This window comes from Streptomyces sp. NBC_00029 (assembly GCF_045160505.1).
Classification (GTDB): domain Bacteria; phylum Actinomycetota; class Actinomycetes; order Streptomycetales; family Streptomycetaceae; genus Streptomyces.
In genome coordinates, this window is record NZ_CP108292.1 from 1,044,689 (window position 1) to 1,069,498 (window position 24,810).

General features: G+C 71.2%; 21 protein-coding genes. 13 read left to right on the top strand and 8 right to left on the bottom strand.

Annotated features, from left to right (window positions below; all coding sequences use genetic code 11):
- The first annotated feature begins 110 nt into the window (after window positions 1-110).
- The 5 genes from OG753_RS05210 (at window position 111) to OG753_RS05230 (ending at window position 5,671) form a co-directional block, all read left to right on the top strand.
- Window positions 111-1,337, top strand: coding sequence for a cytochrome P450 (locus OG753_RS05210; RefSeq protein ID WP_327260603.1), 1,227 nt, complete (start codon window positions 111-113; stop codon window positions 1,335-1,337).
- A gap of 344 nt (window positions 1,338-1,681) precedes the next feature.
- Entirely contained in the window at window positions 1,682-2,233 is a 552-nt protein-coding gene (locus OG753_RS05215) for a rhodanese-like domain-containing protein (protein ID WP_327260604.1), read from the top strand.
- Window positions 2,234-2,353: 120 nt separating this feature from the next.
- Window positions 2,354-2,605, top strand: coding sequence for an EF-hand domain-containing protein (locus OG753_RS05220; protein WP_327260605.1), 252 nt, complete (start codon window positions 2,354-2,356; stop codon window positions 2,603-2,605).
- Between the two features lie 175 nt (window positions 2,606-2,780).
- The gene (locus tag OG753_RS05225; protein WP_405787337.1) at window positions 2,781-4,685 is read left to right on the top strand and encodes a serine/threonine-protein kinase; all 1,905 of its coding nucleotides are present in this window, start codon (window positions 2,781-2,783) and stop codon (window positions 4,683-4,685) included.
- A gap of 323 nt (window positions 4,686-5,008) precedes the next feature.
- The gene (locus OG753_RS05230; RefSeq protein WP_327260607.1) at window positions 5,009-5,671 is read left to right on the top strand and encodes a deoxynucleoside kinase; all 663 of its coding nucleotides are present in this window, start codon (window positions 5,009-5,011) and stop codon (window positions 5,669-5,671) included.
- A gap of 106 nt (window positions 5,672-5,777) precedes the next feature.
- Here the strand turns inward: OG753_RS05230 and OG753_RS05235 are convergent, their stop codons facing one another.
- A complete protein-coding gene (locus OG753_RS05235) occupies window positions 5,778-6,524 on the bottom strand; it encodes a ferritin-like domain-containing protein (RefSeq protein WP_405787338.1) in 747 nt (248 codons plus the stop codon).
- Between the two features lie 205 nt (window positions 6,525-6,729).
- On the opposite strand from OG753_RS05235, the gene OG753_RS05240 reads away from it, so the two are divergent.
- Complete coding sequence (locus OG753_RS05240) at window positions 6,730-7,095, top strand: hypothetical protein (RefSeq protein ID WP_405787340.1); 366 nt, start codon at window positions 6,730-6,732, stop codon at window positions 7,093-7,095.
- A gap of 82 nt (window positions 7,096-7,177) precedes the next feature.
- Here the strand turns inward: OG753_RS05240 and OG753_RS05245 are convergent, their stop codons facing one another.
- A complete protein-coding gene (locus OG753_RS05245; RefSeq protein ID WP_405787341.1) occupies window positions 7,178-8,836 on the bottom strand; it encodes a hypothetical protein in 1,659 nt (552 codons plus the stop codon).
- 911 nt (window positions 8,837-9,747) lie between these two features.
- Here OG753_RS05245 and OG753_RS05250 point away from each other — a divergent pair.
- From OG753_RS05250 to OG753_RS05270, 5 genes are read left to right on the top strand one after another with little or no spacing between them, the layout of a single operon-like run.
- The gene (locus OG753_RS05250) at window positions 9,748-11,205 is read left to right on the top strand and encodes an ATP-binding protein (RefSeq protein ID WP_327260611.1); all 1,458 of its coding nucleotides are present in this window, start codon (window positions 9,748-9,750) and stop codon (window positions 11,203-11,205) included.
- Window positions 11,206-11,225: 20 nt separating this feature from the next.
- A complete protein-coding gene (locus tag OG753_RS05255; protein ID WP_327266643.1) occupies window positions 11,226-11,615 on the top strand; it encodes a roadblock/LC7 domain-containing protein in 390 nt (129 codons plus the stop codon).
- A complete protein-coding gene (locus tag OG753_RS05260) occupies window positions 11,612-11,968 on the top strand; it encodes a DUF742 domain-containing protein (protein ID WP_327260612.1) in 357 nt (118 codons plus the stop codon). The genes OG753_RS05255 and OG753_RS05260 overlap by 4 nt, the downstream gene beginning before the upstream one ends.
- Window positions 11,949-12,572 (top strand): ATP/GTP-binding protein, encoded by a 624-nt coding sequence (locus tag OG753_RS05265; RefSeq protein WP_327260613.1) that lies wholly within the window; start codon window positions 11,949-11,951, stop codon window positions 12,570-12,572. Before OG753_RS05260 ends, OG753_RS05265 begins: the two co-directional genes overlap by 20 nt.
- Window positions 12,569-13,993, top strand: coding sequence for a cytochrome P450 (locus tag OG753_RS05270; RefSeq protein ID WP_405787343.1), 1,425 nt, complete (start codon window positions 12,569-12,571; stop codon window positions 13,991-13,993). Before OG753_RS05265 ends, OG753_RS05270 begins: the two co-directional genes overlap by 4 nt.
- Window positions 13,994-14,096: 103 nt before the next feature.
- Here the strand turns inward: OG753_RS05270 and OG753_RS05275 are convergent, their stop codons facing one another.
- Together OG753_RS05275 and OG753_RS05280 are read right to left on the bottom strand one after the other, a co-directional pair.
- The gene (locus OG753_RS05275) at window positions 14,097-15,191 is read right to left on the bottom strand and encodes a hypothetical protein (RefSeq protein ID WP_405787345.1); all 1,095 of its coding nucleotides are present in this window, start codon (window positions 15,189-15,191) and stop codon (window positions 14,097-14,099) included.
- A 476-nt stretch (window positions 15,192-15,667) separates the two neighbouring features.
- Window positions 15,668-16,135 (bottom strand): transcriptional repressor, encoded by a 468-nt coding sequence (locus tag OG753_RS05280; RefSeq protein ID WP_327260616.1) that lies wholly within the window; start codon window positions 16,133-16,135, stop codon window positions 15,668-15,670.
- A 286-nt stretch (window positions 16,136-16,421) separates the two neighbouring features.
- On the opposite strand from OG753_RS05280, the gene katG reads away from it, so the two are divergent.
- On the top strand, window positions 16,422-18,611 hold the full coding sequence (gene katG / locus OG753_RS05285; protein WP_405787346.1) for a catalase/peroxidase HPI: 2,190 nt from the start codon (window positions 16,422-16,424) through the stop codon (window positions 18,609-18,611).
- Between the two features lie 219 nt (window positions 18,612-18,830).
- Window positions 18,831-19,436, top strand: coding sequence for a hypothetical protein (locus OG753_RS05290; protein WP_327260618.1), 606 nt, complete (start codon window positions 18,831-18,833; stop codon window positions 19,434-19,436).
- Between the two features lie 547 nt (window positions 19,437-19,983).
- On the opposite strand, the gene OG753_RS05295 is transcribed toward OG753_RS05290, so the two are convergent.
- The 4 genes from OG753_RS05295 to OG753_RS05310 form a co-directional block, all read right to left on the bottom strand.
- Window positions 19,984-20,883 carry a hypothetical protein gene (locus OG753_RS05295; protein ID WP_405787348.1) on the bottom strand — a complete coding sequence of 300 codons (900 nt, stop codon included), beginning with the start codon at window positions 20,881-20,883 and terminating at the stop codon, window positions 19,984-19,986.
- Window positions 20,884-21,156: 273 nt separating this feature from the next.
- The gene (locus tag OG753_RS05300; protein WP_405787349.1) at window positions 21,157-22,278 is read right to left on the bottom strand and encodes an IS630 family transposase; all 1,122 of its coding nucleotides are present in this window, start codon (window positions 22,276-22,278) and stop codon (window positions 21,157-21,159) included.
- 79 nt (window positions 22,279-22,357) lie between these two features.
- Complete coding sequence (locus tag OG753_RS05305; RefSeq protein WP_405787351.1) at window positions 22,358-23,956, bottom strand: hypothetical protein; 1,599 nt, start codon at window positions 23,954-23,956, stop codon at window positions 22,358-22,360.
- 143 nt (window positions 23,957-24,099) lie between these two features.
- Window positions 24,100-24,765, bottom strand: coding sequence for a GNAT family N-acetyltransferase (locus OG753_RS05310; protein WP_405787353.1), 666 nt, complete (start codon window positions 24,763-24,765; stop codon window positions 24,100-24,102).
- Window positions 24,766-24,810: the final 45 nt, after the last annotated feature.

A 24,810-nucleotide genomic window follows, 5' to 3' on the forward strand; every position in this document is an offset into this window, starting at 1 on the left:
CAGGCGCCCTACCGGGCCGGGCGGCTTTCGGGCAGGATGACCCGGCGCACCGGCGGGGTCACCCGCGGCGGTGTCCCCCGCCCGGTCCCGACCGTGATCCGGAGGTCCCAGTGACGTGGCACGACGACCAGGCGCGGCGTGACGAGCTGTACCGCGACCCGTATCCGCTCTACGACCGCGCCCGCCGGACCGAGGGGCTGACGTACGTGCCCGAGTTCGACGCGTGGCTGGTGGCGCGTGACGCGGACGTACGGGAAGTGCTGCTGCGCGCGGAGGACTTCTCCTCGGCCAACGCCCTCCTGCCGGACGTCCCGCTCTCCGAGGCGGCGCTCGGCGTCCTGCAGCGGGGGTTCGGACCCCGGCCCACCGTCGTGTCCTCCGACGGAGCTGCCCACCGCCGGCACCGGGCCCCGCTGAACCGGGGACTGTCCGCCGCCCGGGTGGCGGCGCTGCTCCCGTACGCCCGCACCTGCGCGCAGGAGTTGGTGGACGGCTTCGCGGCGGACGGGGCCGCGGAGTTGGTGGAGGCGTACGCCCGGCAGTTACCCGGGATGGTGGTCGGACGGCTGATCGGGCTCGACCCCGCCGACGTGCCCGCGGCAGTACACGGCGGCTACCGGGCCGAGGAACTGCTGTTCCGTCCCCTGTCGCCAAAGGGGCAGGTCGCCGCCGCCGAGGACGTGGTCGCGCTCCAGCACCTGCTCGACGGGTACGTCCGCGACCGGCGCGACCACCCCCGGGACGACATGTGCTCGACCATGGTGGCCGCCCTGGCCCCCGGTGACGCCGAGCTCACGCTCGAACAGCGTCACGAACTGGTGACGAGCCTGCAGAACCTGCTGATCGCCGGATTCCTCACCGCGAGCGCCCTCATCGGCACCATGCTGATGCACCTGCTCGGCGACCGGCGGCAATGGCAGCTGCTACGCGCCGATCCGTCCCTGGTGCCGGCGGCGGTGGAGGAAGCCGTCCGGCACGACACGGCCATCCAGGCCTTCCGCCGGACCACCACCCGGCCGGTCACGCTCGCCGGAACGAAACTGCCCGCAGGGGCCGCCGTGCTGGTCGCGTACGGTTCGGCCAACCGCGACGGTGAACGATACGAACGAGCAGGTGAGTTCGACATCACCCGGCCCGGGAACCGGCAGCACGTCGCCTTCGGGTACGGGCCCCACGGCTGCCCCGGTTCCCAGCTGGCCCGCGAGCAACTCCGTCTGACACTGGAGCTGTTCGTCCGCCGCATGCCGGATCTGCGACTGGACCGGGCCCGTCCACGGCCCCGGATGCGGCCCACGCTGATCCACCGCTCACCGCAGGCCCTGCACGTCACCTGGTGAAGGGTGACCTCGTCAACGAGCGATCTGGTCGCCTCCTGGTGACCGTTCACTCGTTCGGGTAGTCGCGTGCGGGACGGGCTCGGGACGGGTGCAGGGACGGGGGTCCCCCCGACGCGCGCCGTCCCCGCCGTCGTCCCCGCCGCAGGTTGCTGCCGCAGGTCGTTTCCGCTGGTTGTTGCCGCCGTGTGGCGGTCTCGTGGCGAGGTGGGCCGGACCGTGGCCGGGGCCTCCCTCAGTGCCTAACATCCCCGGCATGGCGACGGCGTCGCACATCGCGCCGGACCACGCGTCGGCGCACCGCCGAGCCCTTCTCCCCTCCCCCTCTGCCAAGGACCAGGTCCGCCATGAGCGTTCCCACCCTCCTCGACGTCAGCCAGGCCCACCCGCGGCTGCGCGCACTGACCGTCGTCGACGTCCGCACCCCGGGCGAGTTCGCGTCCGGCCATCTGCCGGACGCCGTCAACGTCCCCCTCGACCGCCTCACACGGAGCCTGCCGGAGCTTCGGCGGGCCGCCGCACGCAGGCCCCTGCTCGTGGTGTGCGCCTCCGGTGCCCGATCGGAGAACGCCGCCGAAGCCCTGGCCTCCCACGGCATCCCCGCGTCGAGCCTCACGGGCGGTACCCAGGCCTGGACCGCCGAGGGCCACGGGCTCCAGTACCCGGAGGGCTCCCGCGCACGGACCGTCTGGGCGATGGAACGCCAGGTCCGCTTCGCCGCGGGCGTCACCGTGCTGCTCGGCCTGGCCCTCGCGCAGCTCCTCCACCCCGCGCTCGCGCTGCTGTCCGCGGCGATCGGGGGCGGCCTGGTCTTCTCCGCGCTCACCAACACCTGCGGGATGGCGGTCGTACTCGGCAGGCTGCCCTTCAACCGCCGGGGGTCCGGGAGCCATCCATGAGCACGCCCGGCCCCGCCGAAACCGACACCGGTGAGGCAACCCCGCACGGGCCCACAGCGTCCTCCCGGGCAGAACGCGCCGCCCGGGAGGCGGTGCGTGCACCTCTGAGAGGACCACGTGATGAGTGAGAAGGCCCGGCGCCTGTTCGATGCCCTCGACCTCGACCAGGACGGCACTCTGACCCGCGCCGAGGTCATCGGGGCCCTGCGCTCCAAGGGTCCGACCCTCGCGGCGCAGGGGGCGATCCCCTTCTGGGGCGTCGGGGACACCCACGAATCCTCGGCCCTCTTCGACGCGGCCGACCAGAACGGCGACCGCATGCTGACGTTCGAGGAGTTCGCGGCTGTGGTCAACCGCCGCTTCGGCTGGTAGCGGCCGGCCGTCCGGGAGGGACGGCTGCCGGAAGTGCAGGACCGCCAACTCCCGGGGACGGACGGGCGGTCCGGGGACGGTCCGGGGCGGGGACGGTCCGGCCATTGGGTACGCTCTCGGTTGACTTCGGGGCGCCGGCAGGTGCCGAATCGCGGCAATCAGAGATGGGTCCCCCATGGGCAGTGCACCTTCCGCCGGCTTCTTCCAGCCGCTCAAGGCGGACGACCCGGCCGTCGTGGGCGGCTACCGCCTGGCGGCCCTGCTGGGCGCGGGCGGCATGGGCAAGGTCTATCTCTCCTACACGCCGGGCGGCCGGCCCATCGCCATCAAGGTGATCCGGCCCGAGTTCAGCGAGGACCCCGAGTTCCGGCGGCGCTTCCAGCAGGAGGTACGGTCCGCGGAACGGGTCCAGGGGCTCTACACGGCACCGGTCATCGACTCGGACACCGAGGGCGCCCAGCCCTGGCTGGCCACGGCCTACGTACCCGGCCCCTCGCTCGCCCACGCCGTGGCCCGGCACGGCGCCCTGCCGGTGCGCAGCGTGCTGCTGCTGACCGTCGGGGTCGCCGAGGCCCTGCATGTCATCCACGGCGCGGGCATCGTGCATCGCGACCTCAAGCCCGCCAATGTGCTGCTCGCCTCGGACGGCCCGCGCGTGATCGATTTCGGCATCGCCCGGGCCGCCGACTCCACCGCCCTGACCAGTACGGGCGTCAGCGTCGGCACCCCGGCCTTCATGGCCCCCGAACAGGCCTCGGCCGGCACGGTCACCCCGGCCACCGATGTCTTCGCCCTCGGGCAGATCGCGGCCTTCACCGCCATCGGGGCGTCCGTCTTCGGCGACGGGCCCTCGCACGCGGTGCTCTACCGGATCGTGCACGAGGACCCCGACCTCAGCGCCCTGCCCGAGGAGCTGCGGCCGGTGGTGACCCGCTGCCTCAGCCGCGACCCGGCCGACCGGCCGACCCTGACCGAGGTCATCGAGCTGTGCAACGCGGCCTCGGAGGCCCCGCTGCGCCAGGGCGAGGACTGGCTGCCGCAGGCCGTCGCCGGTTCCATCACCGAGCGTTTGCAGCTGCCGGCACCGGCGCCCACCCCGCCGCCGCAGCCACCGACGGTCGCGCCGACGGCCCCTGCGGCTCAGGCTCCGGCTCCGACTCCGACCGAGGTCTCGCCGCAGTCCCCGGCACCGGCCCCGAGTGCGCCTCCGGCGCCCGCCCCCGCGCCCGGGTTCACGCCGACCGGTGTGGCCGCGGCGCCGACGCAGGCGGCTCCGGCTCCGCGGCCTCCCGCGCCGGGGGCTCCGGGGACCGTGCCGCCGGGTTACCGGACGCCGCCCCCGTACGCGCAGCCTTCGCACCCGCAGCCTTCGTACCCGCAGCCGCAGCCGCAGTACAACCAACCCCCGTACACGCAGCCCACGTACACCCCGGGCCACAGCACGCCGCCGCCGTTCCACACCCAGGGCTTCGCTCCCGGTCCGCCCGCTCCGCCGCGCCCCAGGCGGACGGGGCTGATCGTCATCGGCACGGTCGCAGCGGCGGTCGTAGGGCTCGTGGTCCTCGGGTCCCTGCTGCCGGACGGCACCGGCAAGGGCGGCGGCGACAAGGCGTCCGGCGGTGGTTCCTCTTCGGGCAGCTCGCAGCAGCGGCCCGACCCGCAGCCGGTGTCGTACCAGGGCATCGAGATGCCCCAGAACCACCAGCTGATGTTCGCGGACAACCCGCCGCGCCCGGCCGAGGAGCCGACCGGCGCCGGGGTGCTCTACGGGCACGGGGACCTCTTCTACTACCGGGACACCCTGTTCGGGGACGAGAAGTTCGGCACCGCGAACGGCAAGCTCGTCCTGCTGAACAACTCCGAGAAGGGCTCCCTGGAGACCTGCCGTTCCGTGACCCGCTTCACCGAGAAGCTCGGGCTCGACCAGCTCACGGACGGGTCGCAGGTCTGCGTGCTGAGCAAGGCCGGCCACATCACGCTGGCGACCTTCCGCAGCAGGTCGGGCGCGAAGGACGAGACCAGGTTCATCACCGTCGACCTGACGGTCTGGCGCAATGCCGACGACGCGGCGAAGAAGTAGCACCTCTCCGGGCCTCTCCGGGCCTCTCCGGGCCTCTCCGGTGAGCTCCGTAACGCTCTGCATGCATGAGGCTGATCGTCATTTAAGATTCAGGGCGGCCGCAGGGCCGGGGCTCGTCGCCGTGCGCGGCGACTGCGGAACGGTCGGGCCGGTCGAGGAGAGCGGCCCTTGTCAGGGCCTTGGTCCGGACGGGGACCACGTCACGCCGGTCACGCCGGTCATGAAGATCACGGGAGTCGCATGACCGCCGCTGTGCGTCTCATTGATGCGGGACGCCCGGCTCACCCGCCCACGAACAGAAGACCCCCAGGGAGAAGTGAGGTATGCCAGTGATCTGCGTCGGAGGCATGATCGGCATCGGCAAGACCAGTGTGGCCGAGCTGATCGCCAAGGAGCTGGGCAGCGAGGTCTTCTACGAGAGCGTGGACGACAACCCGATCCTCCCGCTCTTCTACACGGCGAGCCCCGAGGAGATCCAGGCGAAGCGCTACCCCTTCCTGCTCCAGCTCTACTTCCTGCAGACGCGGTTCGCCTCGATCAAGGAGGCGTACAAGCAGGGCGACAACGTCCTCGACCGGTCCATCTACGAGGACTGGTACTTCGCCAAGGTCAATCACGACCTGGGCCGGATCAGCTCCCTCGAGATGCGGGTGTACGAGGGGCTGCTCAACGAGATGATGCGCGAGATCGACGGCCTGCCGTACCGCAAGGCCCCCGACCTCATGGTCTATCTGAAGGCGGACTTCGAGACGGTGCTGCACCGCATCGGGCTACGGGGCCGCGATTTCGAACAGGACAAGGGTCTCGTCGACTACTACCGGACGCTGTGGTCGGGCTACGACGACTGGGTGCACAAGCACTACTCGGCCAGCGAGGTCCTCGTCATCGACATGAACCACACGGATGTGGTGCACAACCCCGAGGACGCCGCCCGCGTGGTGCAGGAGGTCAAGGACACCCTGGCGGCAGTCGCACGCCGGGCCTGAGCCCTCTCGGATCGCGGTCCGCCGCCCGTCCGGGCACGGCCTCCGGGCGGCGGCCCCGGGCGGCAGTCCCGCACGGCGGCCCGCACGGCAGGCCCGGGCGAGCGGGTCAGACGCCCGCCCCCAGCCCCGCACCCGCCGGGGCCGGAACCGGGCCGCCCGACATCGCGCGGGCCATCCACCCGGAGGAGCGCAGGGTCTGCGCGACGAACGCGCCGCGGCCCACCCCGAGGGCCCGCAGCGCCGGTCCGTGGTCCACTGCGACCAGGGCGGCGGCGGCGCCGAGCAGTCCGCGCCACCCTGCCGTCACCGCCCGGCGGGCGGGCCGGGGCAGTCCCGCGAGCCCCTCCCGCAGGCGCAGGCAGTGGAAGGGCACGTGCCGCTCCTCGTCCGCCAGGATCCGGCCCGCGACCTCGGAGATCAGCGGGTCGGCGGCGCCGTCGCGCAGGGCCCGGTAGTAGCCCAGGGCCACCACCTCGGCGATCATCAGCACCAGCAGCTCCACCCGCAGCCCGAGCAGCCGCCGGACCCGGACGAAGGCGGCGTCGCTCCAGTGCCCGTCGAGGGTGTCGGCCCCGCCGGCCGCCAGCAGCAGCTTCAGCATCCGCGCGTGGTTCTGTTCCTCGGCAATGAAGAGCCGGACCGCCTCGGAGTAGACCGGATCACCCGCGAGGTCGGCCTTGCCGCAGAGCGCGGAGCCGTCACCGTCCTCGCCGACCTGGAACTTCTGGATGCTGCGGACGATCTCGGGCGACAGCTGCGCACCCTTCCCCCAGTCGGGGTCGCCCACGGCCGCTCGGCGCTCCCGCTCTGCCTCGAACTCGCGCACCCATGCCCCGTACTCAATTTTGATCATGTTCAAGAATCTAGCGATCATTGAGCGTGTTCAAAAGCATCTGAATGTCATGGCCGCGTAACAGAACGCCGTGGGCAGCACTCCGGACCGATCTCGCACGGCTCATGTCCTTGCCGGGAAGGTCGAACGCGGCGACGATGCTTCCGAGCCGCGGCCATCCGGATCCCGCCGGTCCCGGCCGGGGCAGGGGAGAACAGGGGAGACAGTGACAACGCACAGCAATCCGAGGAAGCGCCCGACCGCCGCGACGGCACTCGTCCCGCTCTTCGTGCTCGCCGGGCTGCTCCTGGGCCCTGCGGCAACCGCCTCGGCGGCCGCTCCGACCGCCCGGCAGGCCCCCGCCGCCGCCGCGCTCCCGCAGAGCGGGCTGCTCGCCGGCGCCGGCGTGGCGACCGGGCTCCACGCACCGACGTCGTCCCAGGTCCGGGCCACCACCGGGAACAAGAAGGGCAAGAAGAAGAGCAAGAAGAAGACGAGCGGGCTGTTCAAGAATCTCTTGATCGTCCTGGTCGTCGTCATCGTGCTGCTCCTCGCCCTGTACGGGATCCGCCGGGCCCTGCGCAACAGGTGAGCCCGGGGCATCTCCTGCCGAGCGGGCCGGCCTGCCCCGACGGTCTCGACCCCGCCCGGGACCGTCCGCGGGGGCGGCGCCACTAGGGCAGCGCCGGCATCCGGCCGATCCATGCGCGGATCTGCTCGTCCTGGAGGAACGCCCGGTAGTCGCCGTACTCCGAGAGACGGCGGTCCGCGGCCACGAGAGCCGTGAGTGCCTCCCGGACGGGCTGGGCGAGGTGTCCGCGGCGGGTGAGCGCGTCGAGGGCGGTGGGGAACGTCCAGTGCCACTGCCCGTCGGCGGCGTACGCCAGCACCGTCGCCTCCGCCTGCGCCGGTTCCGGCCACGGCGCTTCCCACGGCTGCGCGTACGACGATTCGGGCTCACCGGGCAGCAGCGGGCTCTCCCCCCAGGCGCGGAGTACCTCCCGCAGGTCCCCGACCAGCCATCCCGCGCGGGCGACCTCGTCCCGCAGGGCTTCTCGTACCGCCGGCAGAAGCACTCCGCGGTGTGCGCGCAGCGGCCGGAGGACGTCGGCGACGTCCGGCTGCCGCGGGTCGCTCTGGCCATAGCCGCGGCCCAGCATGTCCCGGTAGGGCGCGACGAGCCGCTCGATGAGATCCGGCAGGGCGCGAGGGTCCCCGATCCGGGTCAGGGCCCACCGCGCGTGGTCACCGACGGTGCCGTCGAAGAACTCCGATTCCCCGGCGTCGTCGAGGAGGGCGGCGAGCCGGTCGCCGTACGGGGCCGCCCTGCGGCCGAGCACCGCCAGCAGGTGCGCGGCCTTGTAGCGCACGTCGTCGTCCGGGTCGGCCAACAGCCCCGCCGCGAGCGCCAGTACGGCCTCTTCCGCGGAGGGCCGGGTCAGCACGAGTCCCCACGCCTCGTCCAGCGCGCACCGGCGCAGCTCCGCGTCGCCGATCCGGCTGCCTGCCTCGGCCAGCGCGGCCACGAACGAGGTCGCCGCCGCCGTGTCGGGCTCCAGCAGCTGTACGACCCGGGCCACGACATCGTTGCGCTCGTACGAGAACTCGTGGTCCAGGGTGTACCAGACGGCCCCGAACTCCGGGGCGACCACGGGATCGGTGAGGATCTCCACAAGCATGGGGCCGGCGCGGAGCACCGACTGCGGGTCCATGGGCGCTGCGGCGATCACGGCTGCCACCCGCAGCACCGGATCTCCGCCGTGGAGGGCGTCGTCCAGCACGGCCCGTACCTCGGCGCGCCCGGACCGCGTCGGGTCCTCTTCGGCCGCGGCCCGGCCGAGCGCCAGCAGGAGGGGCACCCGGACGGAGCGGTCCGTCTCCCGGTGCCATCGCTCCAGCAGGGGCCCGGTCCGGTCGGCGACCAGCTGCAGCGCGGCCCGCCGCACCACGGGATCCCCGTCGTCGAACAGCCTCCGCAGACGGGGCCACTGCCGCTGCCAGGCCGCCTCGCGAACGGAGTCGGCCTCCCCGCCCTCCCCGTGGCCGGCCAGGTACGCCAGCAGGTCGACCAAGTCGTGCCGTGCGGGGGTCTGCGGGGCGAGGGCGAGATCCACCAGGAACGGCAGTGCGGCCGTCGCCACGTCGGTGCCCGGCCGCGCCGGGGCCGGGAGGAGGCGCTGCAGGTCGCAGTACGCCCGCTGCACCACCTCCGGATCGGTGGAGGCGTCCGCCCGGGCGATCCGGCGCAGCACCTTCGGTACGTCGGTGGCCGGTCGGTCCGGCCCCGCCCCCTCCAGCGCCTGCCAGTCCACCGCGTCCAGCGCCTCCCCCATGTCCCCCGCCTCACCCTCGGTCGCCCGTCCCCCGCCCTGGGCATCATGCCACTGGCTCAGAGGGCGCGGAGCGGCGTTTTCCCGGGCCGACGGGCGCGTTCGCGAAGGCCCCGGCCGAGCGCAACGCCGCGCTCGCGGACAGGGCTTCCGGAACCACCACCGAGCTCCGTACGCCCCTTACCGGGACACGGCCGCGTACGGCGCAGACGTCACCCTGGCCTGACCGCGCGGGCGCCGATGAGCACAGCCGTCAACGGGAGTTGGCGGTTGTCGCCCCAACGGGGGAACCGCGACGGCGGGTCGTTGACCATGTGCCGCACGGCCCCCGGCCGGCGCCGCGCCCAGCGCCCGCCCTGCCGCCCCCTCCGCCCACCGCGTCCGGCCCGCTCGCGTTCCGGCCGATGACGAGAGCACACGCCCGGGCCGGCACCCGCGCCGACGGACCCGGCACGTGGACGCCCCGCCGAAGGAGGCGGCCGACGCCGGGGGCGCGGAGCCGCGGCCGGCAGGCTGCCAGATCCGGTCGATTCCATGCGTTCACCCGTATGCGTCCTGACAGAGATCGATCAATTCTGGGCCCAGGTCGGTCAACGTGGCGGTTCCCGTTACTGCAAGGTCACATGGTGTACCCGAACTGACTATTCTCCCCTGCGTGTTGCGCCGCACTCACGGTGAGTGAGCGAAGCAGTGTCGCGCGCGGATGGAGAGCCCGGCCGCAGGGAGGCGTGACCACCGATGCGATCTCGAACCGACCTGTCGGGGGCACCCATGACCTCACTCGCGCCCGGCCGGGCGATGCCCCGTCCGCTCCCGTCACCGCGCCGCACCACCCCCAGTCCACTCAATCCAGACTGTTTAGGGACCCCTCGATGGTTCGTACCGGTTCAACCCCTGGAGGCCTGCCACGTGCAATGGCTCCGGCATGGCTCATCCCTCCCGGCCTTCTGGCCGGTGCATGCGGCATAGCGCTGATCTTCGTCCCCGCGCAGATACGTACGCCGGTTGCCTGGTGCGGTCTCGTCGCGGTCGTCCTGACTGCCATCACCTCGGCCGAGACGGCACGCCGGGCGCGCGCGGCGGAGCAGGCCCGGCACGCGCGGGTGACTGCCGATGTCCACCAGTACTACGCGCAACGCGAAGCAGCGCTGTTCGGACGCCTGTCGGACCAGCGGGCCACCACGGTATGGCTCGCGGAGGAGCTGCTCCCCGCGGCCGTCGCCCGGATGCAGAAGGGTGACCCTGCCTCGGAGATCCTGCAGGCCGTCACGTTCGGGGACCACCTCGACATCGAGTTCGCCGAAGCCCTCCGCGCGGCTCTGCGCACGCTCCTGGAAGCGGTCGAGGCCGAGGAGCAGACGCGCGACTCCTCCCAGCGGGCCCTGGTGGCGATCGCGCGCCGCGTCCAGGCGATCGTCCACCAGCTCGCCAAGGACCTCCGTGACATGCAGATCCTGCACGGGACGGACATCGTCGTCTCCCACGGTCTGCAGGCCATCGACCACCGCAACGCCCTGATCGGGCGCCTCGCGGCCAGTGTCGCGGTCCTGGGCGACGCACGGCCCGGCCGTCAGTGGTCGAAGGCGATCCCGCTCTACGACGTCGTACGGGGCGCCATGTCGCGCATCGTGGACTACCCCCGCGTCAAGCTGCAGTCGGTCACGGAGGTCGCCGTCATCGGCCAGGGGGCCGAGCCCCTCATCCACCTGCTGGCCGAACTCCTCGACAACGCCACCACCTTCTCGCCTCCGCACACCCCGGTCGAGGTGAGCGCGAGCGAGGTGCCGTCCGGCATCGCCATCGAGATCGAGGACCGCGGGGTGGGGCTCACCGAAGAGGTCCGGCAGCGCATCGACCGCGTGATGGCACAGGGGTCCTCCAGCCTGGACCTGTCCGACCTGGGCGAGGCGACCCAGCTCGGCCTGCCCGTCGTCAGCCGGCTGGCCCGCGAGAACGGCCTCGAGGTCGATCTGCGCCCCTCCGCATACGGCGGCGTACGGGCCGTGGTGCTCGTGCCGCGACGCCTGATCACCACCGTCGAGCAACAGCCCCAGAAAGTCCAGCCGTTCGCGCCGAGGCGCACGGGCGCTCCGATCCTGCCGAGGCCGACGATGGTGCGGGAGACCGCAGGAGATTCCGTCGAGGTCGGGCAGACCGCGAACGGGCTGCCGCAGCGGCGACGGGAATCGCCCGTCCCGACGCCCGTCGTCCGCACGGCCCCCCAGCCCCCCGTCGCCCCGACCGCCTTCCCCTCGAAGCCCGGGAGCGCGGCCCGGCAGCCGGGCCTGATGTGGGAGGCGTTCAGCGGCGAGAAGAGATCCGGTACCGGCCCCTCCCTCCAGTCCATCGAGTCATCAGATGAGGATGAGTAACCGTGACGCCACTGCCCAACATGGACTGGATGCTCAAGGAGCTCGCGTCCAGCGTCCCTTACGTACGACACGTGGTCGTGCTTTCGTCGGACGGTCTGTGCATCGGTCAAGCGAACACGGAGACCGACACCGCTGACGCGATCGCCGCCGCCTGCTCGGGAATGCAGAGCCTGGCGAAGGCCATCGCGCAGAAGTTCCCGCACGGAAACGGCTCGACGCGCATGGTCGGGATCGAGGTCGACGGCGGGTACTTCTCCCTGATGGCGGCCGGACCCGGGGCCTACCTCGCGGTACTGGCCGATGAGGAGGTGGATGCGGGGCTGCTGGGCGATCGGATGCGTACGCTCGTGTTCAGGATCGGCCAGCACATGACAAGCCCGCCTCGGGATGACGTCGGGCAGGCGATGTGACATCAGAGCACCACGGCGCATGGGACGAAGGCAGTCCCGTACCCCTTTACGTCATCTCCGGTGGTCCCGGTTCCTCGGCGAAGGCCTTCGACCTGGTCACCCTCATCACATCGAGGTCCGCACCCGAACCCGCGATGCAGCCCGAGCAGGCGTCGATCCTGGCCATGTGCCAGTACCCGTTGTCGGTGGCCGAGATATCCGCGTATCTCAGCCTGCCGTTCAGCGTGCTCACGGCCCTGCTCTCCCAGCTCGTCGAGGACGGGCGGGTCGAGGCGATCGCCCCCGTTCCCGTCTCCGCGGTCCCCGAACTCGGCCTTCTGGAGGCGGTGATCCATGGACTACGCAATCTCTGACCAACCCGCCGCCGGCCCCAGCGGCACCGACGTGCTGCTGCCGCACGGCGCCAGGGGGGTCAAGGTGGTGATCGTCGGCGGCTTCGGGGTCGGCAAGACCACGATGGTCGGGGCGGTGAGCGAGATCGCTCCCCTGACCACCGAAGAGACCATGACGCAGGCCGGCGTCGGGATCGACAACAATCCCGGTGCCGAGGGCAAGAACACCACCACCGTCGCCATGGACTTCGGCCGCATCAGCATCAACGAGGAACTGATCCTCTATCTCTTCGGGACGCCGGGCCAGGAGCGCTTCTGGTTCCTGTGGAACGGCATCTTCGAAGGCGCGCTCGGCGCCGTGGTCCTCGTCGACACCCGCAGGATCGAAGTCTGCTTCGAGATCATCACCCGACTGGAAGACCGCCGCGTCCCCTTCGTCGTGGCCGTCAACTCCTTCCCCGAGGCCCCGCAGCACCCGATGGCAGCCCTGCGCTCCGCTCTGGACCTCAACGAATCCGTACCCATCGTCGCCTGCGACGCGCGCGACCGGTCGTCCTGCCGCGACGCCCTGCTCTCGCTGATGGGTTACCTGTGCACCCTCGCCGCCGCCCAGGAGTCCGCATGACCGTCCCGCCCACCGACCGCGCCGCGACCGATCCGCGGCTCGCCCCTCCCCCGGGCTGCCCGGCCCACGCCGCCACGGGCGCCGCAGGAGTGACCCGGCTCCACGGCGCCGCTGCCGAGACCGACCCCATGGGCCTGTACGAGAAGCTGAGGGCCGAGCACGGTCCGGTGGCGCCCGTCCTGCTCGAAGGGGACGTACGTGCGTGGCTCGTCCTCGGATACCTCGAGAACCGTGACGTGGCCACCCGCTCCACCCAGTTCTCCCGCGACCCCCGCACCTGGCACGGCTGGAGGAGCGGCGAGATCGACCCGGAGACCTCGCCGCTCGTGCCGATGATCGGCTGGCGTCCCGACTGCGTGTGCGCGGACGGCGAGGAGCACCAGCGCCTGCGCGGCGCCGTCACGGCCGGACTCAATCAGTTCGACCAGCGCGGCGTCCGCCGTCACATCACCCGTTTCGCACACCAGTTGATCGACGAGTTCAGCGAGAAGGGCCGGACGGAGCTGGTCGGTGAGTTCGCCGAGCCCCTGCCGATGCTCGTACTCACCAACCTGCTCGGCATGCGGGACGAGGACGCTCCCAAGCTCGTCCATGCCGCCCGGGACCTCTTCAAGGCCACCGAGACGTCCCTCGCCAGCAACGCCTACGTGCTGGAGACCCTCAAGCAGCTCGTCGCTGCCAAGCGGGTCCTGCCCGGGCAGGACATCGCATCCGTACTGATGGCCCACCCGGCCGGTCTCAGTGACGAGGAGGTGCAGCACCACCTGCGCCTCATCCTGCTCGCAGGCTATGAGACGACCGCCAACCTCATGGCCAACGTGCTGCGGATGTCGGTCACCGATCCGCGGTTCCGCGGATCGCTGGCCGGTGGCCAGATGACCCTGCCCGAGGCGGTGGAGCAGGTGCTGTGGGACGAACCGCCGCTGATGGTGTGTCCGGGCCGCTGGGCCACCGGAGACACCACGCTCGGCGGGCAGGAGATCAAGGCGGGCGACATGCTGCTGCTCGGCCTGGCCGCCGGCAACGTCGACCAGGCGGTCCGCCAGGACCCCACGACCCGCGTGCACCACAACCGCGCGCACCTGTCCTTCAGCGCGGGCGCCCACGAGTGCCCCGGCCAGGACATCGGGCGTGTCATCGCCGACACGGGCATCGACATCCTGCTCACCCGGCTGCCCGACATCAGCCTGGCCGTCCCCGAATCCGATCTCACCTGGCGTTCCTCGACGTGGGCCCGCCATCTGACGGCGCTGCCCGTGAAGTTCGCCGCCCGTCCTCGTGAAGCCCGTGAGCTGCGGGCGACGCCCCTGCCGGCGCCGCCCGCACCGACCACCGGGATGCCGATGGCACCGCGCATGCCGGACTCCGTACCGCGGATCTCGTGGCGGGCGCGGCTGAAGCGGTTCCTGCGGATGCGATAGGCCCGGTACGGCGCATCTGCGTCGGGCCCACGACGAGGGGCCGGCGGACGGTATCGTCCGCCGGCCCCTCGTCGTGTCCCCCACCCGGTGCGCGGTGCCGGCCCTACGTGGCCGAGGGGCAGGGCTCGCGGGCGGGCACCGTGGCGCCCGCCGTCCGTTGCTTGGGGACGGAACCGCTCGCGGGGGCGTAGCGGGGTGCCCCGGTGTACCAGGCGTGGAGGCCGGACAGGAAGCTCCAGGCTCCGTTGATCCACGCCTCCAGCTCGATCTGTTCGCCGTGGTCCAGTCCGGATCTCCTGACGAGCGGGGGCAGTTCGCTCTCTATGAGGTGCTCGAAGTGGCGCAGCCGGGCCGTGACCAGGTCCGCGGCGGCGTCCATCGCCTCCTGGACGCTCAGGCCCAGGGACGTCTCGAGGACGACAACGAGGTTGTTGACGTCGTACTCGTCGTGGACCTCCCGGTGGTAGGAGGCGATGTCGTTCGCCAGGCCCATGTAGTCCATGAAGGCGTCGAGGAGAGCGCCGACGGTCCGGCTGTGCCGGATCTGCTCGGGGATCCGGGCGCCGGTGGCGAGTTCGACGGAGTAGGGGGCGGTGTACGCGGCGAAGCTCTCCCGGCGGAACTGGGCGTACTCGATGAGGTCGGGGACGCGGCCGGAGCGGCTGTTGACCAGTTCCTGGACTCCGGCGTCGATGTAGCGTGCCAGCGCCCGGTTGAGCCCCTGCCGCCAGTGCGCGAGCGCCGGCGGGAACAGGCGTTGCTGGAGGTCGGCCATTCCCTTCTCGACGGCATTGGCCGGTTCCGGCAGCCGGGTGCCCGGCTCAGGGGACAGGAAGACGTGGAGACGTGCGGTGAAGGCCTGCGCGCCCGCGAGGTCGCCCGTCTGTTTGAAGGCGGAGGCGAAGTAGTCGTCCCAGGCCAGGGCCCAGAGGTTGAACCGGTGATTGAGCCGGAGCCCGACGAGCGAGGCGTCGGGGAGCGTCCATGCGGTCAGCTGGTCGACGGCCATGGCCCGGAACTGGGACCGGGTCCATATCGGCGCGGCGGACGGCGCGGCGTCGCCGGCCAGCATGCCCATCTCGCGCGCCCACGTCTCGGTCTCCTCGCGCAGGACCGGCAGGTAAGGATTCAGCCGCACCGGGTACGGCATCCGCAGCTTGGGAAGTTCGATGTCCTGCACTGTCACTGTCACTGTCATGGGATCCCTACCTCCCTTTCGGCGCACATCGGTGTGCGGACCACGAGCGCGAGCGGGCTGCCCTTCGGAGGCAACCCCAGGTCAGGGGCGTGAACGGCCTGTCGGAGACGCACTGCGACAGGCAAGGACGTGGACGCGCTGCACATTCGGGGGTGGGCGGACCGACCGGCTCGGTGCCGGGGTGCGGCCATCCGCTGCTGCCACGGGGACGGATGTCATCGAACAGTTCTCGCCATTTGGCGCATCAACCCTTCCCGCTGCGACCGATCTGCAACCCCACACGGTTGCCTTCGGCCACGATCAGAACAGGATTATGCAAAAAGAAACGATCCCTCTGGTCGGGTTTGGCTCAAATTCGATCCCAAAGCGGGCCCCACCGGCGGCGTCTCGGCACGCCGTCGGCCCGGGGCGGGCCGGCCCACCCGGGGGGGGCATGCGCGAGGACGCGGGACGGCCGGCGCCTCCCCCGCGGGAGCTCACGGCCTCCGGGACGGATGGGCTGTGGGCACCTGCGCCCGAGCTGCTTCCCGCAGGGACGGCGCGCAGGAGGGGCACAGGCCCCGGTAGGTGACCTCGACCTCGGACACGGTGTAGCCGAACCGCTCCTCCATCGGCAGGTCGGCCGGCGCGGCGGTGGTGCGGACGTCGCGGATGATGCCGCAGCCGGAACACACCAGGTGCTGGTGCGGGTGACGGGTGTTGGGGTCGAAGCGCTTCGCGCGGCCCTGTACGCAGACCTCCGCAACCTCACCGATCGATACCAGCTCGGCCAGGGTGTTGTAGACGGTCGCCCGGGCGATCTCGGGCAGGCGCTCGGCCGCGCGGGCGTGCACCTCGTCGGCGGTGAGGTGCACGTGATCGCCGGCGAGGACCTCCACGACGACACGCCGCTGGGACGTCATCCGCCAGCCGCGCCCTCGCAGCCGCACCAGCAGCTCGCTCATATCGGCTCACCTTTCGAATTCGCGGGGACCGGGAAACCTTAGCGAGATCGGTCCGGGCCCGCCCGGAACAGCATCGGGCATTCCTTCACCGGCAGGCCGCTCACGATCATCTGAAGATGTCACCGAAATATCGGCCGTCGGCCCACGACCCCGCTTCTTGGGCGGAAGCGCCCTGCGTGTTCTCGTGGCCGCGAGCCCTCCGGTGCGCGACCATACGGACGCACCGAGAAGACGAACGCACTTGCATCCGGCAGATGGAAGAATCGACACAGGAAGAAGGACGGACGTGTCCGGCAGCGACAGCGAGAACCCAGTAATTCCTGCCCCGACCCCTGCGCCGACTCGCCCCCGGTCGAATCGGGACTGGTGGCCCAATCAGCTGGACCTTCAGGTTCTGCACCAGCGATCGCCTCTGGCCGACCCGATGGACGAGGGCTTCAGCTACGCGGAAGAGCTCGCGACCCTGGACCTCGACGCCCTGAAGCAGGACGTCTTCGAGGTGATGACGGCCTCGCAGGACTGGTGGCCCGCGGACTACGGCCACTACGGGCCGCTCTTCATCCGGATGAGCTGGCACGCCGCGGGCACGTACCGGATCGCCGACGGCCGCGGTGGCGGCGGAGCCGGCGCCCAGCGATTCGCTCCCCTCAACAGCTGGCCGGACAATGCGAGCCTCGACAAGGCGCGCCGTCTGCTCTGGCCGGTCAAGCAGAAATACGGCCGGAAGATCTCATGGGCCGACCTCCTGGTGTTCGCCGGCAACTGCGCCATGGAATCGATGGGGTTCAAGACTTTCGGATTCGCTTTCGGGCGCGAGGACATCTGGGAGCCCGAGGAGATTTTCTGGGGTCCGGAGGACACCTGGCTCGGAGATGAGCGCTACAGCGGCGACAGGGAACTCACCGGGCCTTTCGGCGCCGTTCAGATGGGGCTGATCTACGTCAATCCGGAAGGTCCCAACGGGGATCCGAACCCGATCGCCGCCGCCCGGGACATTCGCGAGACGTTCGCCCGCATGGCCATGAACGACGAGGAAACGGCCGCGCTCATCATCGGCGGCCACACGTTCGGCAAGTGCCACGGTGCGGTCGGTGCCGAATACATCGGTCCCGAGCCCGAGGCCTGTCCCGTCGAGCAGCAGGCCATCGGCTGGAAGAACACCTACGGCAGCGGCAAGGGCGTCGACGCGGTCACCAGTGGGCTCGAGGGCGCCTGGACCTCCGCGCCCACGAAGTGGGACAACGGCTACCTGGACAACCTGTTCGGCTACGAATGGGAGCTGACGACCAGTCCGGCCGGTGCGCAGCAGTGGACTCCCGTCGACCCCGCTGCCCAGGGCACGGTGCCGGACGCCCATGATCCGTCGAAGAAGCACGCGCCGATGATGCTGACGACGGACCTCGCGCTGCGCATGGATCCGGTCTACGGGCCGATCGCGAAGCGCTTCCACGAGAACCCGGACGAGCTCGCCGAGGCGTTCGCCAAGGCCTGGTACAAGCTGTTGCACCGCGACATGGGCCCGGTCTCCCGTTACCTCGGCCCGTGGGTCCCCGAACCGCAGCTGTGGCAGGACCCCATCCCCGAGGTCGACCACACGCTGGTCTCGGACGAGGACGTCGCCTCCCTCAAGGCGACGATCCTCGCCGCCGGGCTGTCCGTCCCCCAGCTGGTCACCACCGCCTGGGCATCGGCGTCGAGCTTCCGGGGCACCGACAAGCGGGGCGGGGCCAACGGGGCCCGGATCCGGCTCGCGCCGCAGAAGGACTGGGCGGTCAACGACCTGCCCGAGGTGGCTGCGGTGTTGCAGTCGCTCGAGCAGATCCAGCAGGACTTCAACCGGGCGCAGTCCGGCGGGACGAAGGTCTCCCTCGCCGACCTGATCGTGCTGGGCGGGTGTGCTGCCGTCGAGCAGGCTGCGAAGAGCGCCGGTCACGACATCAAGGTCCCGTTCGCACCGGGGCGTACGGACGCCTCGCAGGAGCAGACCGACGTGGAGGCGTTCGCCGTACTCGAGCCCAAGGCGGACGGGTTCCGCAACTACCTCCAGGCCGGAGAGAAGCTGTCACCGGAGTCCCGGCTGCTGGACCGAGCCTGCCTGCTGACCCTGACCGCACCGGAGATGACGGTTCTCGTCGGCGGCATGCGGGCCATGAACACCGGTCACGGGCAGGCCCAGCACGGCGTCTTCACACAGCGCCCGGGGGTGCTGACGAACGACTTCTTCGTGAACCTGCTCGACATGGGCACGGAGTGGAAGGCGTCGGACTCGGCGGAGAACGTGTTCGAGGGCCGCGATCACGCCACGGGCAAGGTTAAGTGGACGGCCACCGCGGTCGACCTCGTCTTCGGTTCCCACGCCCAGCTCCGGGCGCTGTCGGAGGTCTACGCCTCGAAGGACGCGGGAGAGAAGTTCGTGCGCGACTTCGTCACCGCCTGGGACAAGGTGATGAACCTCGACCGGTTCGACCTCGCCTAGCCGATGGGCCGGTCCGGCCGGTCCGGTCGGTCGGTCGGTCGGTCGATGACCGGTCCGCCGGCCCCGGTGCGCCGACCAGGCGTCGTGCCGGGAACGTTCGTCCGGAAGGCCGGTGGACGAGCCGGGTCCGGCGGTACGGTCGAACGGCCGGCCCCCGCCGGGCCTCACCCGGCGGGGGCCGGTCCTCCTCGACGTCCTGACCCGAACGGGAGCCCGCCGATGCGCCTCTACGCCCAGACGCCAGCACGTCGGAACCGCCAGGTGCTCGCGGATCTGATCGCCGTGTTCCTGGTGGCCGCCGCGGTGTGGTTCGCCCTCGCCGTCCACGACGCGATCATGCTGCTGGCCGAACCGGGCCGGAGGGTCGAGAGCTCGGGCGACAGCCTCGCCAACGAGCTCGAGAACGCCGGTGACGCGGCCTCGAACGTGCCGTTCGTCGGCGATCTCCTGAAGAAGCCGCTCCACTCCGCGGCCGACGCCAGTACCGGGTTCGCCGACGCCGGCCAGTCGCTCCAGGACGCCGTCAGCCAGGTGGCCAACCTGACCGCGCTGGCTCTGATCGTCCTCCCGGTGACCGTCGTTCTGCTGCTGTGGCTGCCCGCACGGCTGCGCTGGATCCGCCGCAGCACCACCCTGCGGCGCCTCTGCGACGCGCCGGGGGGCGCGGACCTGCTCGCCCTGCGCGCCCTCACCGGCCCGGTGCGCGACCTCGCCGCGCTCCCGACCCCTCCTGGCGGTCTCGCCGACGCGTGGCGCCGGGGGGACGAGCAGGTCATCGGCGCCCTCTCCGCGGTCGCACTCAGGCGGGCCGGCCTGCGGCCCTGACCCTGGGTCCTGTCGTCGAAGTAGCGCCGGTCGGGCCCGCGGTGTCCGGCGCCGTGCATCGCAAGGCGGAGGGGCGCCCGAGTACTGGACGTACTCGGGCGGTCCGACAACGCGGCGAGGTGCGGTGCCGGACACCGCGGGCCAGGCGGGACTTTGACGACAGGACCTAGTGCTGTGACCGAGAAGGTTTGCCGGGTTGCTCGTTGTGCTGGTCGGATGTGACGACTTCGACTGGCATGGGGACCCGCAGTCACCGACCGCGGGGCCCTCACCTTCAGGGCGCCACGCAGCAGGTTCAATGCCCGCCGCCAGGGTGGCCCTCGGCGCGCTGGGCCCCACATACTTCAGGGGGATCGCCATTCCGAATGGCCGGACACGGGACGCGGTGCCGCCTACCCGCCACCGGGATCCTGTCGGGGCCTGCCAGGCGGTCGCGTCTCACCGGGCCGGAGCGACCGGCGAGCGCCGTACGTTGCCCAGCTCTACGTGAAGGCCACGGCGGCGGGCGAAGCCCTGACGCCCAGGGGCGGGGGCGGCCATGCCCTGGTTATACGCCGCCCTCGATGAGGGTCCAGCCGGGGGAGATGTCGTCCAGCGGCCCGACGCTCTTGTAGTCGCCGTCGACCAGCTTCGAGGCCGAGGCGGTGCCGTCGGACTTGTAGAAGAGCAGGCTGTCCGAGGTCCGGCCCACCTTCTCCCAGAGGTCGGAGGTGCCGACCCCGCGGAACTGGAAGACCCAGCCGTCGGTCGCCGTGCCCGCCCGCAAGTCGAGTTTCCCGCCCGCCTTCGCCCAGGACAGCACCGAGTCCCTGGTGGCGGTCAGCTGGCCCAGGTGGTCCTCCCCCACCAAGCTGCCCCTGTGCCCGTAGACGCCGCCTTCCAGGGTTCCGTACTCGCTCTTGTCCCACGAGAAGGTGGCCGCCCCTGGCCGGGCCGCGGCGGTCAGCGTGTCGCACGAGCCGGCCATGGTCACCCAGCCCTTCTTGAAGTCGTCGTACGTGCGCACCTGTTGGTACTTGCCGTTCCGCAGGGTGCCGGTGATGCCGTGGCCGGTCTGGCCGTTGTAGAAGAGCACCGAGTCGCCGGAGGCCTCGACCTGGGTCCAACCCGTCGGGAAGTTGCCAAAGGTGCGGGTGCGCGCGTACTCGCCGTCGGTGAAGGTGCCGACCTCCCCAGCCCCGGTGATCTTGTTGTACAGCAGCAGCGAATCGTGGCTCGCCGCCGCGTGCGTGTAGCCGCGCGGCAGGTGGAACTCCCCGTTGGACTCCCAGTGGCCGGCGGAGAGGGTTCCGGTGACGGCGGAGCCGCTACCGGTCCGGTAGAACAGGATCGAGGTGTTCCCGCTGGTGCCGAAGCAGGACGCGGAAGCGGACGCGGGGGTGACGGGACCCGCCAGCAGAACCGCCACTGCAGAAGTCGCCAGCGTGACCACCAGGGATTTCCTCATCATTGCCCCATTTCGTCGCTCGTGGGCGCGCGCGTCGGGCGTCGTGGGGTCGCCCGTGCGTAGGGGGTTCCCCGCGTGGATGCGGTCGCAGCGGCCGACGTCACGGGTCGACCGAGGCTGCGACGGGCGGCACGACCTGAGCTCCAACAGGGCGCCCACCGGCGATTCCCGCCCATGTGCAACGCCCTCGTCCATTCTGCGCCGCATCGGGACCCGTCGCATCCAGGCCCTTCGCCTCATGCTGTGACCGGGAAGGTTTGCCGGGTCGGGTGGTCAGGCCGCGGCGGGTAGTGGTCTGCCGCCCCAGCGGATGCCTTTCTCGCTGCGGATGCGGGCGCGTTCGCGTCGTCGTGCGGCGAGGACGTCGGGGTGGCGGGCGTTCTGGTTACGCCAGCGCAGGTAGGCGTGCAGGGCCCTGGTCTGGACCGTGTGATGTGGATGGTTGGAGTTGGCCAGGGTGAACTGCCACAGGGGTCCGAAGTGGGCCTCGATGGGGTTGACCCAGGACGCGTAGGTCGGAGTGAAGCACAGCTCGACCTTGTGCCGGGCCGCCCACCTGCGGATTCTCCAGTTCAGGTGGGCGGAGAGGTTGTCGAGGATCACGTAGATCGGTCCGCCGTCCGGGCGTGCGGCCCGGATCGTTCTCAGGGCCGCCCAGGTGTGGTCGATGCCCTTGCGTGTGTGGTTGACGCCCCAGAGCTTGTCGTCGCCGACGGAGTAGCAGCCGTGGAAGTAGGTGATTCCGTGGGTGCGGCGGTAGGTCGCCGGAAGGCGGTCGGGCCGGCCCCGATCTGCCCAGCAGGAGCCAGCGGTGGGGCGGATGCCGAGCGGGCCGAACTCGTCGAACGCGAACGTGCGGTCCGGCCGCTGGTTGATCGCGTACTCGATCCGGTCCAGCTTGGCGTCGAAGTCCAGGTCCGGGGACTCCTTCCAGGTCTTCGTGCGCTGGAAGGTGCTCCCCCGGCAGGCAAGTAAGCACCGCAGTGCCTCCCGACCGATCCGGACAGGCCTGGCTATGTCGCGCCGCAGGTGATCGACAAGCTTGCGGATCGACCAGCGGGTGAAGGGCTTGCCGAGCTGGGCCGGTCGGGCACTGGCCGTCTGGACGACGAAGTCCTCGTCGTCAGGACTGAGCAGGCGGGGACGGCCTCCCGCCCACTGAGGGTTCAGGCATGCAAGCCCGATCTCGTTGAAGCGGTGGATCACATCGCGGACAGTGTCCTCGTCCGCCTGGACCAGCCGTGCGATCACCGGGACCCTGCTGCCACCGGCCGAAGCGAGCAGCATCATCGCCCGCCGAAACCGCACAGAACTGGTACTGCCCCGTCGGACGATGTGCTGCAGTTTCTGCCCCTCCTGCTCGGTCAGCCTGCGAACCCGGACCGGTTGCGCCATCCCGCCTCCCCATGCTGGTCGGAGAACTCATGTCCAACCAGCACAACGAGCAACCCGGCGAACCTTCCCGGTCACAGCACTAGGGGCGGCTGTCGAGCCAGCTCAGCTTGTGCCCGTAGAGCACGCGCTGGCAGTAGTCCGTCCCCACCGGATCGGCGGTGTCCCGGGTTGCCGTGCAGTCGGACGCCGCTCCCGGACGGTGTTCGGAGAGGGACCACAAACGGCCGGTGCCCCGCTCGATGTAGAGGTCCTCGGCGCCACGGGCGGTCTTGACGGGCTGGCCCTTCTGGACCAGCCGGCCGTCGCTCCAGGTGTAGCGCCACAGGTTGCCCGGCTCGTCGGTGCCCTTGGACTCATTCAGGTACAGCGTGCCCTCGTGCACGGCCGCGCCCTGGGCACCGCCGCCCGCCAGCGGCAGGTAGTTGGCCCAGCCCTCCGCGGCGACGTCGGCGGAGCGTCCCTCCAGGGCCGCGACCGGGTACGAGGCGATGCGGCCGGTGGACGGGTAGCCGCTCTCCGGGCGGCAGTACTCGCCCATGATCAGCCGGTCCGGCCTGGTGCTGCGGTCCAGCGAGATGTGGGAGGCCTTGGGGGCGCCGGTCGAGACGCAGGCGTAGGAGCCCTTGGGGTTGCTCTGCGTCGCCTTGAACTTCCAGGCGGCCACCTGCGGCATGACGTAGCGGTAGCCGAAGCTGTACCAGACGTTGTCGTGCCGGCCGACCTTCGTCCTGTCCTCGACGTTGGCGGTGGTCCTGACCCCGTCGGTGTCGGTCCCCATCGCGTCGTGCGTGCGGGGGTCGCCGTCCGGGTCGAGGTCCATGATGGAGCGCATGTCGAAGACGCGCATACCGTTGCGGGTGTCCGCGACGTAGAGGTAGTTGCCGTACCAGACGATCCCGCCGGCGTGGACGCCCTTCTGGATCGGGTACTCGGCGGAGTGCAGCCCGTCGAAGGAGACGTGGTCGGCGGAGTTCACATAGGTCCAGCCCAGCAGGACGTGCCGGTACTTGACCTCGGGACTGCCGGTGGCCGGGTTGGTCCGGCTCTGCACGAAGGTGATCCGGACGCCCTTCTGATTGCAGGCGTCGTTGGCCTCCAGCTCGGCCGGGGTGCAGTCGCCGGCCGTCGGGAGCGGGCCGTTCTCGCGGCCCGGGTCCCAGCCGTCGTAGGAGGCGAACAGCTGGATGTCCCCGGCCTCGCCCCAGAGCTCGTTCTCCTTGGCGTCGGAGACGCCGGTGAAGCCCTGCGGGATCCACTCCTGCGAGACGGAGTCGTCGTCCTGCAGGCAGTACTTGACGTCGGGGTCGGAGGCGGTGCCGAAGGGGTCGCGGGAGCACCACGGCTGGACGGTGCGGTTCGCCCCGGCCAGCAGCTTCTGCACGCCGCCCGACGTGGGGAGCACCGCGTCCAGCCGGGCGACCCGCCTGGTGGTCTCGGCGTTCAGGTCGCCGGGCGACAGCGTGAAGTCGCCGGGTGAGGCCGCGCCGCCGGGAGTGACCGCGGCGCGGCTGCCGAACGACGAGGGTGTGCCCCCGGTCGCGCGGGGCTCCTGGACCCAGGAGCCGGGCAGGCCCGGAGGCAGGTCCTCGGCCTGGGCCGGCGCCACGAGGCCGGTGAACGCGAGCGCTGCCGTAGCGGCGGTCGCGAGCCATGCGCAGCGTATTCGACTTGAGGGCATGCGGGGGTTGCCTCCGTTGCTCATGTGACAGGAGAGTCAAGCGGAGGCTTCCAGAACACTTATACGGAACGCAAGCGTGATCGTTTCTTCAACACACCTGCCCACCAACGGTAGTTGATGACACCAGGGCGGAAGACACCCTCCTAGCGAGGCGCGCGCCCGGCTGCGGGATCGGGGCCGCGCCACATCGGCCAGAGGGTCGGCCCGCCGTTCGGCAGCAGGAGCTCACCGGTGACGCGGAAGCCCAGCTTTTCGTAGAAGGGCACGTTGGTGATGTTGCTGGACTCCAGGTAGGCGGGCTGCCCCAACCGGTCGCAGTCGGCGAGCTGCTGGCGCAGCAGCGCCGAACCGACGCCCATCCCCTGGAGCCCGCGGTCCGTCCCCACGGCCGGCAGGTACCAGTGCGGCTCTGCCGGATGGGCCTCGTGCATGACCTCCTGGACCTCCCCGGCCCGTGGCATCCCACGGAGGCCGAAGATGCCCGCGTACCGGGGGAGCGCCGCCAGTTCCCGTACGGCGGAGGTCCTCCAGCGCCCGGGTCCCGACCACAGCGCGGCCCCCAGCAGCCGTCCCTCGGCCGTCGCTGCGACGCGTACGGCGGCGGCGCGCGGCCGCTGCTGCCGCCGGGCCAGCCGGAAGTAGCGGGCGATCCGGCGCTCCCGCTCCCCGTCGGCGCCGGGAATCATCCAGGCCATGACCGGATCGTCGGCGAAGGCGCGGGCCAGGAGCGCGGCCACCGCCGCGGACTCGGCGGGCCGGGCGGGCCGGATCCCGTACCCGGCCGACAGCGGTGCTGGACGTGTGCTCATGAGGCCACGGTAGGCAGCGGGACCGGGACGCCCCGCCCCGCGGCG